Annotated in this window: 15 protein-coding genes; 6 read left to right on the top strand and 9 right to left on the bottom strand. The window is 71.1% G+C overall.

Annotated elements, in window-relative coordinates; genetic code table 11:
* Positions 1 to 20 precede the first annotated feature (20 nt).
* The 3 genes from ACFVW6_RS21195 to ACFVW6_RS21185 all read left to right on the top strand — a co-directional run bounded on the left by ACFVW6_RS21195 (position 21) and on the right by ACFVW6_RS21185 (position 2,006).
* Positions 21 to 608, top strand: coding sequence for a peroxiredoxin (locus ACFVW6_RS21195; RefSeq protein WP_019048020.1), 588 nt, complete (start codon positions 21 to 23; stop codon positions 606 to 608).
* 40 nt (positions 609 to 648) lie between these two features.
* Positions 649 to 1,188 carry a carboxymuconolactone decarboxylase family protein gene (locus ACFVW6_RS21190; RefSeq protein WP_355277623.1) on the top strand — a complete coding sequence of 180 codons (540 nt, stop codon included), beginning with the start codon at positions 649 to 651 and terminating at the stop codon, positions 1,186 to 1,188.
* A gap of 116 nt (positions 1,189 to 1,304) precedes the next feature.
* Positions 1,305 to 2,006, top strand: a complete 702-nt coding sequence (locus ACFVW6_RS21185; protein ID WP_355277625.1) for a PhzF family phenazine biosynthesis protein — start codon at positions 1,305 to 1,307, stop codon at positions 2,004 to 2,006.
* Positions 2,007 to 2,008: 2 nt separating this feature from the next.
* Here the strand turns inward: ACFVW6_RS21185 and ACFVW6_RS21180 are convergent, their stop codons facing one another.
* Both ACFVW6_RS21180 and ACFVW6_RS21175 read right to left on the bottom strand, forming a co-directional pair.
* Complete coding sequence (locus ACFVW6_RS21180; protein WP_378831185.1) at positions 2,009 to 3,076, bottom strand: RNA polymerase sigma factor; 1,068 nt, start codon at positions 3,074 to 3,076, stop codon at positions 2,009 to 2,011.
* A 58-nt stretch (positions 3,077 to 3,134) separates the two neighbouring features.
* Positions 3,135 to 3,725 carry a DUF5134 domain-containing protein gene (locus tag ACFVW6_RS21175; RefSeq protein ID WP_378831187.1) on the bottom strand — a complete coding sequence of 197 codons (591 nt, stop codon included), beginning with the start codon at positions 3,723 to 3,725 and terminating at the stop codon, positions 3,135 to 3,137.
* A 116-nt stretch (positions 3,726 to 3,841) separates the two neighbouring features.
* Between ACFVW6_RS21175 and ACFVW6_RS21170 the strand changes: the two genes are divergently transcribed.
* The gene (locus ACFVW6_RS21170) at positions 3,842 to 4,333 is read left to right on the top strand and encodes a GNAT family N-acetyltransferase (protein WP_378831190.1); all 492 of its coding nucleotides are present in this window, start codon (positions 3,842 to 3,844) and stop codon (positions 4,331 to 4,333) included.
* 15 nt (positions 4,334 to 4,348) lie between these two features.
* On the opposite strand, the gene ACFVW6_RS21165 is transcribed toward ACFVW6_RS21170, so the two are convergent.
* Positions 4,349 to 5,572: an aspartate aminotransferase family protein gene (locus ACFVW6_RS21165; protein ID WP_378831192.1), complete on the bottom strand. Its 1,224-nt coding sequence runs from the start codon at positions 5,570 to 5,572 to the stop codon at positions 4,349 to 4,351.
* Between the two features lie 54 nt (positions 5,573 to 5,626).
* Positions 5,627 to 6,268: a Pr6Pr family membrane protein gene (locus tag ACFVW6_RS21160; protein ID WP_378831195.1), complete on the bottom strand. Its 642-nt coding sequence runs from the start codon at positions 6,266 to 6,268 to the stop codon at positions 5,627 to 5,629.
* A gap of 192 nt (positions 6,269 to 6,460) precedes the next feature.
* On the opposite strand from ACFVW6_RS21160, the gene hrpA reads away from it, so the two are divergent.
* Positions 6,461 to 10,657: an ATP-dependent RNA helicase HrpA gene (gene hrpA / locus ACFVW6_RS21155; protein ID WP_378831197.1), complete on the top strand. Its 4,197-nt coding sequence runs from the start codon at positions 6,461 to 6,463 to the stop codon at positions 10,655 to 10,657.
* A gap of 12 nt (positions 10,658 to 10,669) precedes the next feature.
* On the opposite strand, the gene nrdR is transcribed toward hrpA, so the two are convergent.
* The 3 genes from nrdR to ACFVW6_RS21140 all read right to left on the bottom strand — a co-directional run bounded on the left by nrdR (position 10,670) and on the right by ACFVW6_RS21140 (position 13,216).
* Positions 10,670 to 11,143 carry a transcriptional regulator NrdR gene (nrdR, locus tag ACFVW6_RS21150; protein ID WP_355277642.1) on the bottom strand — a complete coding sequence of 158 codons (474 nt, stop codon included), beginning with the start codon at positions 11,141 to 11,143 and terminating at the stop codon, positions 10,670 to 10,672.
* 54 nt (positions 11,144 to 11,197) lie between these two features.
* Positions 11,198 to 12,406 carry a hypothetical protein gene (locus ACFVW6_RS21145; protein ID WP_378831201.1) on the bottom strand — a complete coding sequence of 403 codons (1,209 nt, stop codon included), beginning with the start codon at positions 12,404 to 12,406 and terminating at the stop codon, positions 11,198 to 11,200.
* 162 nt (positions 12,407 to 12,568) lie between these two features.
* A complete protein-coding gene (locus ACFVW6_RS21140; protein ID WP_378831203.1) occupies positions 12,569 to 13,216 on the bottom strand; it encodes a hypothetical protein in 648 nt (215 codons plus the stop codon).
* A 230-nt stretch (positions 13,217 to 13,446) separates the two neighbouring features.
* Between ACFVW6_RS21140 and lexA the strand changes: the two genes are divergently transcribed.
* Positions 13,447 to 14,163, top strand: coding sequence for a transcriptional repressor LexA (lexA, locus tag ACFVW6_RS21135; protein WP_355277648.1), 717 nt, complete (start codon positions 13,447 to 13,449; stop codon positions 14,161 to 14,163).
* A gap of 19 nt (positions 14,164 to 14,182) precedes the next feature.
* On the opposite strand, the gene ACFVW6_RS21130 is transcribed toward lexA, so the two are convergent.
* Entirely contained in the window at positions 14,183 to 14,926 is a 744-nt protein-coding gene (locus ACFVW6_RS21130) for a pirin family protein (RefSeq protein WP_378831206.1), read from the bottom strand.
* Between the two features lie 90 nt (positions 14,927 to 15,016).
* A complete protein-coding gene (locus ACFVW6_RS21125; protein ID WP_378831209.1) occupies positions 15,017 to 15,892 on the bottom strand; it encodes a lysophospholipid acyltransferase family protein in 876 nt (291 codons plus the stop codon).
* Positions 15,893 to 15,931: the final 39 nt, after the last annotated feature.

Genomic DNA, 15,931 nt, shown 5'->3' with positions numbered 1-15,931 from the left:
CCACGAATGAGGAGATGAGCATGGCTCTGCTGACCATCGGCGACCAGTTCCCGGCATACAACCTCAAGGCCGTCATCGGAGGTGACCTGTCGAAGGTCGACGCGCAGCAGCCGGACGATTACTTCACCCAGATCACCAGCGACGACCACGCGGGCAAGTGGCGCATCGTGTTCTTCTGGCCCAAGGACTTCACCTTCGTGTGCCCCACCGAGATCGCCGCCTTCGGCAAGCTGAACGAGGAGTTCGCCGACCGTGACGCCCAGGTGCTCGGCGCCTCGGTCGACAACGAGTTCGTGCACTTCCAGTGGCGCGCCCAGCACGAGGATCTCAAGACCCTCCCCTTCCCGATCCTGTCGGACCTCAAGCGTGAGCTGGCCGCGGCCACCGGCGTTCTCAACGCCGACGGCGTCGCCGATCGCGCCACCTTCATCGTCGACCCGAACAACGAGGTGCAGTTCGTCTCGGTGACCGCCGGTTCGGTCGGCCGCAACGTCGACGAGGTGCTGCGCGTGCTCGACGCCCTGCAGTCCGACGAGCTGTGCGCCTGCAACTGGAAGAAGGGCGATCCGACCATCAACGCGGGCGAGCTGCTCTCGGCCAGCGTCTGATCCCCCCTTCCCACCGAACACCCAGAGGAGCCCCACTGTCATGAGCATCGAGAACCTGAAGAACTCCCTCCCCGAGTACGCCAAGGACCTCAAGCTCAACCTGTCGTCGATCGCGCGCACCACGGTGCTCAGCGAGCAGCAGCTGTGGGGCACCCTGCTCGCCTCGGCCGCCGCGACCCGCTCGGCCACCACGCTGCGCGAGATCGCCGAGGAAGCCGCCGACGTGCTGTCCGCCGAGGCCTACGAGGCCGCGCTGGGCGCCGCGTCGATCATGGGCATGAACAACGTGTTCTACCGCGGCAAGGCGTTCCTGGACGGCCGCTACGACGATCTGCGCGCCGGGCTGCGGATGAACATCATCGGCAACCCCGGTGTCGACAAGGCCGACTTCGAGCTGTGGTCGTTCGCGGTCTCCTCGATCAACGGTTGCGCGCACTGCCTGGAGGCGCACGAGAAGACGCTGCGTGAGGCCGGTGCCTCGCGCGAGGTGATCTTCGAGTCGCTGCGCGCGGCGGCCATCGTCGCCGGTGTCGGCCAGGCGGTGCAGTCCACCGAGGCCCTGGCCTCGGCCGCCGTCTGAGGTAGCGCCCCGCGGCCCCCGACCGGAATCCGGTCGGGGGCCGCGGTCGTTTCCCGAGGACACGACCGGGCGCGCGATCCTGCCGGGCCCGCGTACCGGCCGGTAGGCTCGCGATCATGAACGCACATGATGTGCCCGATGCCCCGGACATCCAGGTCGAGGTCGTCCGAGTGTTCACCGACCCCGCCGGGCAGCTCGGCAACGCGCTCGGCATCGCCCGCGCGGGTGACGTCGTCGCGCTCGACAAGCAGGAGCTGGCCGCGCGGCTGGGCTTCAGCGAGACCACCGTCGTGCAGGACCCCGTGGACGGGATCGCCGACGTCCGGATCTACACGCCCACCGTGGAATTGCCGTTCGCCGGGCATCCGAGCGTCGGCACCGCGTGGTGGCTGGCCGTGCAGCGCACGCCGGTACACACCCTCCAGGTCCCCGCGGGACCCGTCGCCGTCGCCCAGACCGACGGCCTGACCTGGATCACCGCCCGCGCCGAATGGGCGCCCGACTTCACCTTCCACGAGCTGGCCACGGCCGAGGAACTGGCGCTGCTGCGGCCCGACGACTTCAGCACCGGCCAGCACTACTTCTGGACCTGGACCGACGAACCGCGCGGCGCCCTGCGCTCCCGCATGTTCGCCCCCGCCATGGGCATCGCCGAGGACGAGGCCACCGGCGCGGCGGCGGTCGCGCTCACCGCCCAGTTGCGCCGCGGTCTGGTGGTGACCCAGGGCCAGGGGTCCCAGCTCTACACCGAATGGGATTCCGACGGCTGGGTGCGCCTCGGCGGCCGGGTCGCCGAGGACCACGTGGTGGTGCTCTGAGCTCAGCTCCCCAGCGGGCCGCCGAAGCGGCGTAGCCAGGGCGGGCGGGCGGTCCAGTGCCCGCGTCGTGGGGTGCCGGGTCCGGACAGGTCGGCGAGGATGCGGGTCTCCAGGTGCCGGGGTGGGGTGCGCTGGTCGTCGGCGGCCAGGCGCGCGAGCACGTCGTGCACGCCGCGGACCCGGTCGGCGAACTGCGCGAGGCCGGGCGTGGTCATGGTGGCCAGCTTGTTCTCGATGTGGTGGTGTTCGAGTTCGGCGACCGCGTCGAGGGCGTAGGCGTCGGCGAGGGCCAGCACCGAACCCGGTGGACACCAGTGCCGCGTGCTGCCGACGCGGATGGTGCGCTGCTCGGCCAGCCGCTCCACGCTCTCGGCGAGCAGCCGGGTGACGACGGGGACCCGCAGGCCCAGTTCACGCCCGATCGCCCGGTAGGTGCGCCCGCCGTAGTAGGCGAGCACGAACACCTCGCAGTGACTGTCGAGCGGATCGGCGAAGCCGAGCCGGGCCGACGCCGCGAGCCAGGGCATGTCGTCGCGGTCGTGCCGGTCCAGCCGCAATCGCTGGATCGCGAGCCGGTGGACCTGGGCGAGCAGCCAGGTCTGCTCGGCGTCGAACTGCGGTTCCCCGCGCCCCCGGTAGGGCGCGGGCAGTTCCGGCTCGCCCACGGGCGGGCGGTCGCCGCCGACCCGGGAGCCGTCGCGGCCGTAGACCGCGCCCCGGCCGAAGCCGGTGTCGGAGCCGGGGTCCCGCCGCTGCCCACCGACGAATGCCGAACGGCCCCACGGCGTCCCGAGATCGGGACCGTGGTCGTCCACGAGGTCGGCCGGTGGGTCCGGCGGCTCGGCGTCGGCCGTCCACGGGGTCGTGCGGAGTCGCCGATATCCCTCGCGGACAACGTCTTCGGCCGCACCCCGCCGGTGCAGCACCCGCAGCGCCAGCCCGAAGGCCGCCGCGCCGGTGGCCCGGAAGAGGGTGCGCAGCGCCTCGCGGTCGTCCGGCTCGGACGGGAGGTCGGGGACGGACCGCTCGACGCCACCGACCGCCGGGTCGGGACCACGCTGCCGGTTCATCGTCGAATTCCTGTCCACACAACGGCAATTCGCAGCGCGAGCGGTTGTGGATCGGTATTCACCGCCCGATCGCGGCAATCAGCATGAAGGCGGTACCGATATCCATCACCACATGGGGGATCAGCGCCGAGCTCAGTGGATGGGCACCGGCCGGGTGGACGAACCGGTGCGGGCGCGGTCCGTGACCGACGGTACCGAGCGCGAACAGGGCGTCCAGCGCGAACAACGCGGCCAGCGCCAGCGCGGGCCAGGCCGGGCCACTCACCGTGTGCCCGCCGCCGTGCCCGGCCATCGCGTACAGCATCGCCGCGGCGGCGACGGTGTGATAGCCGAGTGCCAAGACGCCGTCCGGACCCGCGGCGCCCTGTGCCCCCAGGCCGACGACACGCTCGGCCAGCAGGATCGCGAAGGCGACCGTGAGCGCGGTGAGAACACCGCGCACGGCCAGCGGATGGGTCGCGGCGGGGAAGATCAGCATGGCCAGCATCACCAGGCACATGAGCAGGTGGGCGCTGTCGGCCGCCGCGTCGACCCGGTGCCCGGGCGCCACCCGGCCGGTCAACCGCCGCGCGACGATGATCGTCGCGAGCACGAACGCGGCGACCACCGGCCACCGGACGAGTGCATAGTGCTCAACGAATTCGGCCACACCCCACCACCTTCGAGTCGAGACCCGCGCACCCCATGCTCGCATCGACCGGCGTCCCCGCGGGCGGGTTTGCCCCCAGGCGAGAGCACCCGCGGGAGATGACGGATCATGGACCGATGTCCGACGCACCCTCCGTGGCCTCGGCGCAAGCTCTGCGCGTGACGGTCGACGACCTCTCCGACGCCCCGATCCGCGACCTGCTGACCGGCCATCACACCGAGATGGCCGCCAACTCCCCCGCCGACAGCATGCACGCCCTCGACCTGGCCGCCCTGCGCGATCCCGCGGTCACGGTGTGGAGTGCCTGGGCGGGCGCCGAGCTGGCCGGGTGCGGCGCGCTCAAGGAACTCGACGCGGGCCACGGCGAGATCAAGTCCATGCGCACCGCCGACGGGTTCACCGGCCGCGGCGTCGCCGCGCGGGTGCTGGCCGATATCGTCGCGGAGGCGCGACGACGCGGCTACACGCGGCTGAGCCTGGAAACCGGCTCGAACGCGTACTTCGCACCCGCCCGCCGCCTCTACCTACGGCACGGGTTCACCGAGTGCGCGCCCTTCGCCGACTACGTCCTCGATCCACACAGCCAGTTCTTCACGCTGGCCCTCTAGCCACCGGCCCCGCGCTCAGCCCAGGGCGCGGGTGAAGCCCTCGACGAGCTCGGCGACCTGGGCGTCGGTCATCACGAACGACGGCGAGATCTGCATGGCGCCCTGACCGGCTGCGCGACCCGAGATGCCGTGCTCGCGCAGGGTTTTCACCAGGCCCGGCCCCTCGGACGGGTCGGCCAGCTGCACCGCGGCCACCGCGCCCAGACCGCTGCGCACCTCGGCGACGCGCGGATGCTCGGCCAGCGGCGCGAGCAGCGTGTGCAGGGTGGTCTCCAGGCGAGCCGCCTCCTCGAGCAGCCCCTCGCGTTCGACGATGGCGAGGTTGGCCAGTGCCGCCGCCGCCGCGCCCGCGTGCCCGCCATAGGTGTAGCCGTGCCGCCACCAGACGCCGCCCGCGAAGAACGGCTCGGCCAGGTGCGGTGCGATGAAGACCGCGCCCATCGGCACGTAGCCCGAGGTCAGGCCCTTGGCGGTGGTGACGAGGTCGGGTTCGAGCGCGAACTTGGTGGAGGCGAACCAGGTGCCGCCGATCCGGCCGAAACCGGTGACCACCTCGTCGGCGACGAACAGGATGTCGTTGTCGCGGCAGATCTGGCGCACCTCGGCCAGGTACCCCTCCGGCGGCAGGTACACCCCGCCCGCGCCGATGATCGGCTCGCAGAAGAAGGCCGCGATCTGCTCGGCGCCGATGTCCTCGATCAGGGCGAGCAGCGATTTCGCGTCGTCCCACTCGACGGTGCGGGTGTCGGCGACGAGTTCGCCGTACCCTTCCCGGTTGCCGGCCAGGCCACCGATCGAGGTGCCCGCGTAGTGCATGCCGTGGTAGGCCAGGCGGCGGCCGACCAGGATCTTCTTGTCGGTGCGGCCGAGTTCGTGCCAGTAGCGGCGAGCCAGCTTGGCGGCGGTCTCCACCGAGTCCGAGCCACCGGAGGTGAAGAAGATCTTGCTGCCCGGCACCGGCGCGATCGCCGACAGTTTCTCGGCCAGTTCCTGGGTCGGCGGTTCGGTGAGGTCACCGAAGTTGGAGTAGTGCGCGATGGTGCGCAACTGCTCGGCGACCGCGTCGGCGATCTCGGCGCGACCGTGCCCGACATTGGCGAACCAGAGCCCGGCGGTGGCGTCGAGGTACCGCGTGCCCGCGGTGTCGTAGACGTAGGCACCGTCACCGCGAGCGACGACGAACGCACCGTCCCGAGTGACGGCACCCATATCGGCGAATCCATGCCAGAGCGCATTCATGGCTCCACACTTACCCGAACCGGCCCGGTCGCGCTCGCCGGACTCGCGGATGTCTCAGTCCGCGGACTTGCGCTCCCGCCACCACGCGGGGAGGTCACCCAGCGACGCCATGGCAACCGCCAGCGCCGCGAACACCAGGGTCAGCACGACCAGCCCGATCGCCATCGACAGATAGCCCTGCTGCCGCGGGTCGATGAACGGATAGGGGTACCAGTCGGCGATCGGGCCGCGGATCAGGGTGTAGACGCCGTAGATCAGCGGGAAGATCAGCCACTGGCCGATCAGCGCCGGGCTCGGGCGCAACCGCTGCGGCATCGCCACCAGCAGCCAGTCCACGACCAGCACCAGCGGCAGGTACCGATGCATGACGTCGTTGATCCACTTGTCGTTGAGCATCACGTCGATCCGGGACAGCAGGACCGCGTAGACGACCATCGTGATGAGCATGTACAGCGTCGCCGCGCCGCGGAACAGCTGCCAGCCACGGCCCTGCGGGGCGAGGAATCCGCCGACCAGCAACACGATCACGCCGAGGATGTTCGACTCGATGGTGAAGTAGCTCAGGTAGTTGGTGAGCGAGAAGGTCGCGGAGTCGATGTTGCGCAGCGGGATCCACAGCAGCGCGACCACGCCGAGGACGCCGAACCCGATCCGCAGAACCCTGATCCACCACGCCGTGCCCACCGCTGCGCTCATGTCGGGATCATCGCACGCCCCGACGGCGAAAACGCCGGTCTACGGCGTCGCGTCGCGGCATCGATGGCGACGGCTCCGGACACGCGCGGGCCGCAGTGCCGGGCCGACGGTGTGTCGTTGGTCTCCGCCGCACCGGCCGTCGGCGGCGTGCCGGGAAAACCGGTGGCGGCCTTCGCTAGGCTGGTAGGCGCAATGACCAGGACAGCTAGCACCGGTACCCGCGCGCTGCGCACCCGCCTGGCGGAGGTCTCGCTGCGCGACGAACACCGGCTCCGGCGCAAGCTCGACCGGTCGCGCCCCGAGGATCTGCCCGCGCTCGAGGCGGAGATCGCCGCCGCCGAGACCCGCGTGGCCCATCGCCGCGCGGCGGTTCCGCGGATCACCTACCCGGAACAACTCCCGGTCTCCGCGCGCCGCGACGACATCGCCGCCGCGATCGCCGCGCACCAGGTCGTCATCGTGGCGGGCGAGACCGGCTCGGGCAAGACCACCCAGATCCCCAAGATCTGCCTCGAGCTCGGCCGCGGCATCCGCGGCACCATCGGCCACACCCAGCCGCGCCGCCTCGCCGCCCGGACCGTCGCCGAGCGCATCGCCGAGGAACTGGGCACCGAGCTGGGTGACGTGGTCGGCTACACGGTCCGCTTCACCGATCAGGCCTCGGACCGCACGCTGGTCAAGCTGATGACCGACGGCATCCTGCTCGCCGAGATCCAGCGCGACCGGCTGCTGCGCCGCTACGACACGATCATCATCGACGAGGCGCACGAGCGCAGTCTCAATATCGACTTCCTGCTCGGGTACCTCAAGCAGCTGCTGCCCCGGCGCCCCGACCTCAAGGTGATCATCACCTCGGCGACCATCGATCCCGAGCTGTTCGCCCGCCACTTCGCCGACGCGCAGGGCACGCCGGCGCCGATCGTCGAGGTGTCGGGCCGGTCGTATCCGGTCGAGCTGCGCTATCGCCCGCTGTCGCTGGAGTTGCCCGGCACCGAGGACGACGAGGACGACACCCGCGTCGTCGACCGCGACCCCACCGACGCCATCGCCGACGCGGTCACCGAACTGTTCGCCGAGGGCGACGGCGACGTACTGGTGTTCCTGTCCGGCGAACGCGAGATCCGCGACACCGCCGACACCCTGCGCGACCTGAGACTCCCGCGCACCGAGATCGTGCCGCTCTACGCGCGCCTGTCGGCGGCCGAGCAGCACAAGGTGTTCGCGCCGCACACCGGCCGCCGGGTGGTGCTGGCCACCAACGTCGCCGAGACCTCGCTGACCGTGCCGGGCATCCGCTATGTGGTCGACCCCGGCACCGCCCGCATCTCCCGCTACTCGATGCGCACCAAGGTGCAGCGGCTGCCGATCGAGCCGGTCTCGCAGGCCTCGGCCCGGCAGCGTTCCGGCCGCTGCGGCCGCGTCGCCGACGGCATCTGCATCCGGCTGTACTCCGAGGACGATTTCGAGTCGCGGCCCGCGTTCACCGAGCCGGAGATCCTGCGCACCAACCTCGCCGCGGTCATCCTGCAGATGACGGCGCTCGGCCTGGGTGACATCGAGAGCTTCCCGTTCGTCGAGGCACCCGATCGCCGCGCCATCCGCGACGGCATCGCGCTGCTCGAGGAACTGGGCGCGCTGGCCCACGGCAGCGCGAAAGCGGTGGACGGCGAAGCGGATTCGGGTGGCCATCTCACGCTCACCCCGATCGGCCGGGAGATGTCGCAGCTGCCGGTCGACCCCAGGATGGCGCGCATGCTCGTCGAAGCGCACCGCAACGGGTGCCTGGACGAGGTGCTGGTGATCGTGGCGGCGCTGTCCATCCAGGACGTGCGCGAACGGCCGGTGGAGCATCAGCAGGCCGCCGACACCCGGCACGCGCGGTTCACCGTCGAAGGGTCGGATTTCCTGGCCTACCTGCGGCTGTGGGACTACCTGACCGAACAGCGCAAGTCGCTGTCGTCCAACCAGTTCCGCCGGATGTGCCGCGAGGAGTTCCTGCACTACCTGCGGATCAGGGAGTGGCAGGACCTGCACGGTCAGCTGCGCACGATCACCCGTGGGCTCGGCTGGAACGCGGGGAACGCCCCCCGGGAGAACGCCGACGCGGCCACCGAGGACGGTGCGGCCCCGCAGCGCGGGCGGCGCGGCGGCGGACGCGCTACCGACCGCGAGCAACCGCTGTCGACCGCCGACGCGGGCGACCGGTCGTCGGCGCGACAGCGCGGCTCGTCCCGACGCGGGCGCGGGGCGCGGCCGGAGCGGGGATCGGCGACGGACACCACGGCGGCGAAAGACGCTCGCGGATCAGCGGATTCGGCCGCCGACGAGGCCATGCCGTGGCCGAGCGCCCAGATCCATCAATCCCTGCTGGCGGGCATGCTCTCGCATATCGGGGTGCGCGAGGCGGAGTCGCGGGAGTTCCTCGGCGCGCGCAACGCCAAATTCATGATCTTCCCCGGGTCCTCGCTGGCCAAGAAGCCGCCGCGCTGGGTGATGGCGGCCGAACTGGTGGAGACCTCGCGGCTGTGGGGCCGGATCGCGGCGAAGGTGGAACCCGAATGGGCCGAGCGGCTCGCGGGCGATCTGGTGAAACGCACCTACTCCGAACCACATTGGTCGTCGAAGCGGGGCGCGGCGCGGGCCTACGAGCGGGCCACGCTCTACGGCGTTCCGCTGGTCACCGGCCGTCCCGTGGACTACGGGCGGATCGATCCGGAACTGTCGCGCGAGCTGTTCCTGCGGCACGCCCTGGTGCAGGGCGAATGGCAGACCCGACACGGATTCTTCGCCCGCAACCGCGCGCTGATCGACGATGTGGCCGACCTCGAGCATCGGGCCCGGCGCCGCGACATCCTCGTCGACGACGAGGTGCTCTTCGAGTTCTACGACCAGCGCGTCCCCGCCGACGTCGTCTCGGTGCGGCATTTCGACAGCTGGTGGCGCAAGGCCGAACGCACCGATCCCGCCCTGCTGGACTTCTCGACCGACACCGTCGTCAACGCCGGTGCCGCCGCGCTCGATCCGACCGATTTCCCCGACGCCTGGCGCCAGGGCGAGCTCAGCTTCCCGCTGACCTACCAGTTCGAGCCCGGCCAGGACGACGACGGGGTGACGGTGCGTATCCCGGTCGAGCAGCTCGCGCACGTGCGGGCCGTCGGCTTCGACTGGCTGGTCCCCGGCATGCGGGAGGAACTGGCCGCCGCGTTCATCAAGACCCTGCCGAAGACGCTGCGCCGCCAGGTCGTTCCCGCTCCCGACTTCGCGGCGGCCGCGTTGCGCGAGCTGGTCCCCCGCGCCGAGCCGCTGCGCACCGGGCTGGCCAGGGAGCTCTCCCGGCTGGGTTCGGTCACCATCACCGCCGACGATCTCGCACCCGGCACGCTCCCCGATCACCTGCGGATGACCTTCGCCGCGGTCGACGGCCGGGGCACCGTGCTCGCCAAGTCCAAGAATCTCGCCCAGCTGAAAACCCAGCTGGCCGCCCAGGTGTCGGCCTCGGTGGCACGGGCCACGGCGGGCGCGGAGCGGGCGCCCGCCACCGTGTGGACCTCCGAGTCGCTGGGTTCGGTCGCGTCGACCGTGCGCCGCGAGGTGGCCGGGCAGACCGTCACCGGGTATCCGGCGCTGGTACCCGAGGGCGAGGGGGTGGCTGTGCGGGTGCTCAGCTCGCCCGCCGAGCAGGCCGCCGCCATGCGCGCCGGCGTGCGCACCCTGCTGCTCGCCGCGATCCCGACCTCCACCCGCGCCGTCACCGCCGGGCTGCCCGCCGCCGACCGGCTGGCCTTGAGCCAGAACCCCGACGGGTCGCTGGACAAGCTGGTCGAGGACTGCCGGGTGGCCGCCGCCGACGAACTCATCGCCGCCGCGGGTGGACCGGTCCGGACCCCCGCGGAGTTCGACGCGCTGGTCGCCACCGTCCGGCCCCAGCTGGCCGGCGCCGTCACCGGGCTGATCCGGGCCGTGGCGCCGGTACTGTCGGCCGCGCACCGGGCCCGCGCGGCACTGGCCGACACCACCGAGACCGATATCGCCGACGACGTCCGCCAGCAGCTCGATGACTTGTTGTTCCCCGGTTTCGTCGCCGAGTGGGGGCGGGCCAGGCTGCGCGAACTCCCCCGCTACCTGCTCGCCGCGGCCCAGCGGCTGGAATCGCTGCCCGGCTCGGCCGTGCGCGATCGCCAGGGCATGGTCGAGGTCGACCGGATGCTGGCGGCCTACGACAAGCTGGTCCGCGGCCTGCCCGAGGGCCGCCGCAACGCCCGCGACGTCACCGAGATCTGGTGGATGATCGAGGAACTGCGGGTGAGCCTGTTCGCGCAGAAGCTCGGCACGCCGTATCCGGTGTCGGCCAAGCGGATCGAGAAGGCGATCGGCGCGATCCGGCGCTGACCGACCGGCGGGTCAGTCGGTCGGCGCCGCGACGGCCGCCGCGCGCGCCTTGCGCATCTCGGTGATCTCGCGCTCGAAATCGGCTGCGCTGGTGAAGGATCGGTACACCGAGGCGAAACGCAGGTAGGCCACCTCGTCGAGATCGCGCAGCGGACCGAGGATGGCCAGGCCCACCTCGTGGCTGGGCACCTCGGGAGAGCCCTTGGCGCGCACCGCGTCCTCGACCTGCTGGGCCAGCAGGTTGAGCGCGTCGTCGTCGACCTCGCGGCCCTGGCAGGCGCGCCGGACACCGACGATCACCTTCTCGCGGCTGAACGGTTCGGTGACACCACTGCGCTTGACCACCGACAGGATCGCGGTCTCGACGGTGGTGAACCGGCGACCGCAGGACGGACACGACCGCCTGCGGCGGATCGCCGTACCCTCCTCGACTTCACGCGAGTCGACGACTCGCGAGTCAGGGTGTCGGCAATACGGGCAATGCATCCGAGGGTTCCTTCGTCGAGGCGCACTCCATGGCACTTGACAGAATACCTGTCACTACTGCACCACCTGCCACTGCGTGGTCAGGTCCGCGATCAGCTCGGGCAACCGGGCGAACATCCGGCCCCGGGTGAGCTTGGCGGGGAAGGGTTCGGCGAAGACCGACACCGCGTGCACCGGGTCGGCGGTGAGGTCGAGATGGCGCGGCACCAGGTCCGCGGTGATGTAGGCCCAGCGCGCGTCGCGGTCGGCCCAGTTGAAGTCGGGCAGCGGCATCCGCAAGCCGAGTCCGCCGGCGCGCACCGTCGCCGGCGCGTAGACGCCGGGTGCGCGCACGCCGGGCACGGCGGGCTTGCCCGCCACCGTGGTGACGTAGGTGAGGACCCGGCCCATACCGTCGCGACCGGCCGCGGTGACGTCCCACTGGTCGGCGACGATGTGGTTCTGTTCGCGGTCGGTCATCCGGACCAGCGAGTCCGCGCGGCCCGCCGCGGTGCCGCCGTCGATGCCCGCCCAGGCCGTGCGCATGCTGTCGTCGATCACGCCCGCGGCGAACAGTTCCTCGATGCCCGCCATCCCCTCGGCCAGGTAGACCTCGTGCTGCGGGACCAGGTCGGTGAAGATGTGCTTCTGCATGATCATCAGCCGGGTCTGGTACCAGGCGAGGTCGGCGGCGGTCAGGCGCGGGCCGTGCAGCGCCAGCCCGGTGATGTCGGCGGGCACCTCGGCGACGAGTTCGGGCGGGGTGGCCCGCAGCAGCTCGGCGACGGCGGTCCCGAGTTCGTGGATCCCGCCGACCGAGAGCACCGCGCCGATGTCACCGACGTCGAAGAAGCCGGAGGCGAAGGAACCGCCCGCGATCCCCGCCAGGCCCGCCCAGTAGAAGTCGGGCCGGGCCGCGGCGATGCGGAAGTAGTTGACGTACACCTGGCTGAAGGTGGCCGAATTGGCGGCGACGCCGCGCGCGGGCTCCCAGGCGGCCAGATCGATGGCCGCGTTGCCGGTGGCGACCACGAGCCAATATTGGTGCAGCAGGGTCGCGTAGCGCGCGGGCGCGATACCGTCGGCGCGCGCCTCGGTCAGGGCTTCCCGCAGCGGTGACTCAGTCAGTGGCAGCGCCGGGTGCAGACCGCCGCCGAACTCGCCGTCGGCGTTGAGCGCGGGGAGATCGAGATAGCCGGTGTACGCGGGAGCCGCGTCGGCCGGTGGCGCCGCTACCGCGCCGAGGAGCAGACAGAGCAGCACAACGATCGAAGAGCGGCGCATATGACCTCGCAACCGGTAACGCCGAGGCCCCTACCCGCCTCGGTTCGGGATGCCCGTCACGGTAGCAACGCGTTCTAGTTCTGGGACGCTTTTCGGTGACGCCGTTGATCTTCCGAACCGCCCGGACGATCCGAAAACCCTTTCTGTCCAGGTCTTTTCACCCTAGTTGACTGTCCCGGACAGTCCGCCCGTCCCGGCGTCCACCGACTGCGAAATCCCGGGATTCGCCGGCTCGAACCGATCACCGAAGCTCCCGGCACGCAGGTGCGCCAGACCGAGGAAGGCCACGACGACGATCGCCGTCACCAGGGCCGCCACCGCCAGTGCGGCGAAACCGATCTGGGCCTGTTCGACCCGGCGCACCGGATGCACTCCCCTGGCCCGCCGAGCGCCGGACACGCGGTCGTACAGCGCCGCGTCGGTGCGACGGCCCGCTTGCCGCGGTCCCTGCTCGGTCCGGGCGGGCTCGCGCGTGCGGCGCGGCGCCTCCGTCTGCGGCACCGTGGCGAAGGCGCGATCGAGCTCGGCGTCGACCGGCCGCGCCGATGCCGCGACGAGCACGTCACGGGCGGCGGCCAGACCGTCGGTCCCGTACGCGGCGAACACCTCTGCGGCGGGCCCGCGCGAGATCTCGGGACTCGCCACCAGCGGCGGCGGCACCGGCGCGGGGCGGCGGACCAGCGAGCCGGCGCCGACGCCGCGCACGAGCGAGAACGGCCGTCGCACACGGGCGTCGCGGCGACGCCGGACGATCGGCTCGGGGTAGGCGGCATGGTCGTAGGAACGCAGGGCGCTGGTCGCTGTGCTCATCGGAAGAACCTCCGGGGTGGTGTGCTCCGCTGCTGAAGGAAGTGCTGGTGAAGCCGCTGTGTCACACATTGTTCGAACACCTGTGCGACGAACTGATGTTCGATTTCTACCACGCCGCCGAGGCGATGTCAGCACGAAACGCCCGACATGCTCGAACAGATGTTTGATACTTCGGCGTGGCACGACTAACGTCGGAAAGGCGAAATCGACCAGCGGAAGGGCGGGACACGGTGACCCACACAGACGACACGGGTGACGAAAGCGCTACCGGCACCGTCACATCGGGATCCGGCGCGGATCTCACCGTGCGTCAGCGCACGGTCCTCGACGTCATCCGCACCTCGGTGACCGAGCGCGGCTATCCGCCCAGCATCCGCGAGATCGGCGACGCGGTCGGGCTCACCTCCACCTCCTCGGTGGCACACCAGCTGCGCGCGCTCGAGCGCAAGGGGTATCTGCGCCGCGACCCGAATCGTCCGCGCGCGGTGAATGTCCGCGGCCTGGACGAGGCGGTCCGCTCGGTGACGACGCTGCCCGTCGACGCGCCCGACGAGGTCGACGCGAGCAGGCCGACGCCGACCTTCGTTCCGGTGCTCGGCCGGATCGCCGCCGGTGGGCCGATCCTGGCCGAGCAGGCCGTGGAGGACGTCTTTCCGCTCCCCCGCGAGCTGGTCGGCGACGGCTCACTGTTCCTGCTCAAGGTCGTCGGCCAGTCCATGGTCGACGCGGCCATCTGCGACGGCGACTGGGTCGTGGTCCGGCAGCAGAACGTCGCCGAGGGTGGCGACATCGTCGCCGCCATGATCGACGGCGAGGCGACGGTGAAGACGTTCAAGCGCACCGGCAAGGACGTGTGGCTGATGCCGCACAACCCGCATTTCGAACCGATTCCGGGCAACGACGCGCAAATTCTCGGCAAGGTCGTCACCGTCATCCGCAAGATCTGAGCCGGGGCCCTGCGCGCGCTCAGTCGCGCACGGCCGCGTCCATCTCCCAGATCAGCAGTTCGGCGGCGGTCAGCGCGGTGACGCGGTGGCCGCCGGTGGCGGTCAGGCGCACGGCGTCGCCCTGCGCCAGCGCGCCGTGGTCCTCGAAGTCGACGGAACCGCGGGCGACGAAGACGTGCCCGTAGGGCGCGTCGGGCACGGTGATCGAGTGTCCCGGGTCCAGCCGCGCCACATGGAACGTGGCGTGCCGGTTGCCGATGCCGATCGCGGCGTCGGCACGGTGGCGCGACATGCCGGAGGCGACGGGCAGCAGGGCGTTGCGGCGCAGCGCGTCCTCGATGTCGAGTTCCTGGTAGCTCGGCCCGACGCCGGGAGTGTCCGGCGGGATCCACATCTGCACGACGTGCAGGCGCTCGCGTTCCCGGTAGCCCGCGCCGTTGCGTTCGGAGTGCCGGATGCCGGTGCCCGCGCTCATCCGCTGGGCCAGGCCCGGATGGATCACCCCGGAATGCCCGGCCGAGTCCTGGTGCACCACGGTGCCCTCCAGGACCCAGGTGAGAATCTCGGTGTCGCGGTGCTGATGGGTGTCGAAGCCCTCACCGGGGCCGACGATGTCCTCGTTGTGCACCAGCAGCAGCCCGTGCGCGTTGTCCTCGAGGACGAAGTTGCCCGTCGCCGGGAAGGACTGCCGGGAGTCGAGCCAGGCGTTCCACCAGTGCGCACGTTCCGCGCCCGGGACCACCTGTACCTGCGCCGTCGCCATCGTCGTCACCTTCCGTCATCCGGACTATGGTCCGCATAGCGGTTAACGCGGGCGGCGCCGCGGGCATTCCACGGCGCCGGCCGGCGAAGGTCAGAAGGGCAGGGCGCCGCGCAGGCGACCGATCAGGGTGCGGCCGGAGTCGCGCTCGCGTTCGTTGAACAGGAACTGGAGTTCTTCCTCGAGCCCCTTGCGCACGACATCGCGCAGATCGATGGCCGCGGCGTCGAGGTCGTCGGCCTCGAGCCAGGGCGCCGGGTCGATCGGCGCGCCCGCCGAGAAGTAGAACCGTTCCGGGCGGGGCAGCGGCGTCGGGCCGATGCCCTTGACCATCGGCGGATTCAGCTCGGGGTTGATACCGAGCAGGCTGCAGGTCCAGCGCAGCGGGCGCATCACCGGGTGCTGGCCGTCGAAGACGATGTCGAACGCGTCGTCGACACCGATCATCGCCAGCGGCACGATCGGCACCCCCGCCTGGATCGCCATCCGCGCGAAGCCGGTCCGACCCTCCCACTTGAGCACGTACTTCTCACCCTTGCGTCGGATCGCCTCCCGGCCGCCACCGGGGAACACGACCACGGCCTCGCCCCGCTCCAGCAGCGCCAGGCAGTTGTTGCGGGTGCCGCGCACCGCGCCGAAGCGATGCAGGATCTCCCGCACGCCGGGCACCATCAGCACGTGCTCGGCCAGGCCGCGCACCAAACGTCCGCGCTGCCGCAGAATCTCCGGCATCAGCAACGGCGCGTCGATCCCGCCGAGCAGATTGTGGTTGGCCACGATCAACACCGGCCCCTCGGCCGGGATGTTCTCCAGACCGTAGAACCGCGGACTCGCCCACGCCCGCACCGGCGCGAACACCGCCTCGAACGCGCGGATCTCCCACTCGCTCGGCGTCGGATTCAACGGCGCGTTGTCGGAGAGGATCCGGTCGCCCTGCTCGACCGATCCCGCCCTGTTCTCGTTCACCATTCCTGGACCCCGCTGGTCATTCGACATAACACCCTCCTG

The organism is Nocardia sp. NPDC058244 (assembly GCF_042882065.1).
Classification (GTDB): Bacteria; Actinomycetota; Actinomycetes; order Mycobacteriales; family Mycobacteriaceae; genus Nocardia.
The sequence above is the reverse complement of the archived record's forward strand: the minus strand, read 5'-3'. Positions and strand labels throughout refer to the sequence as shown.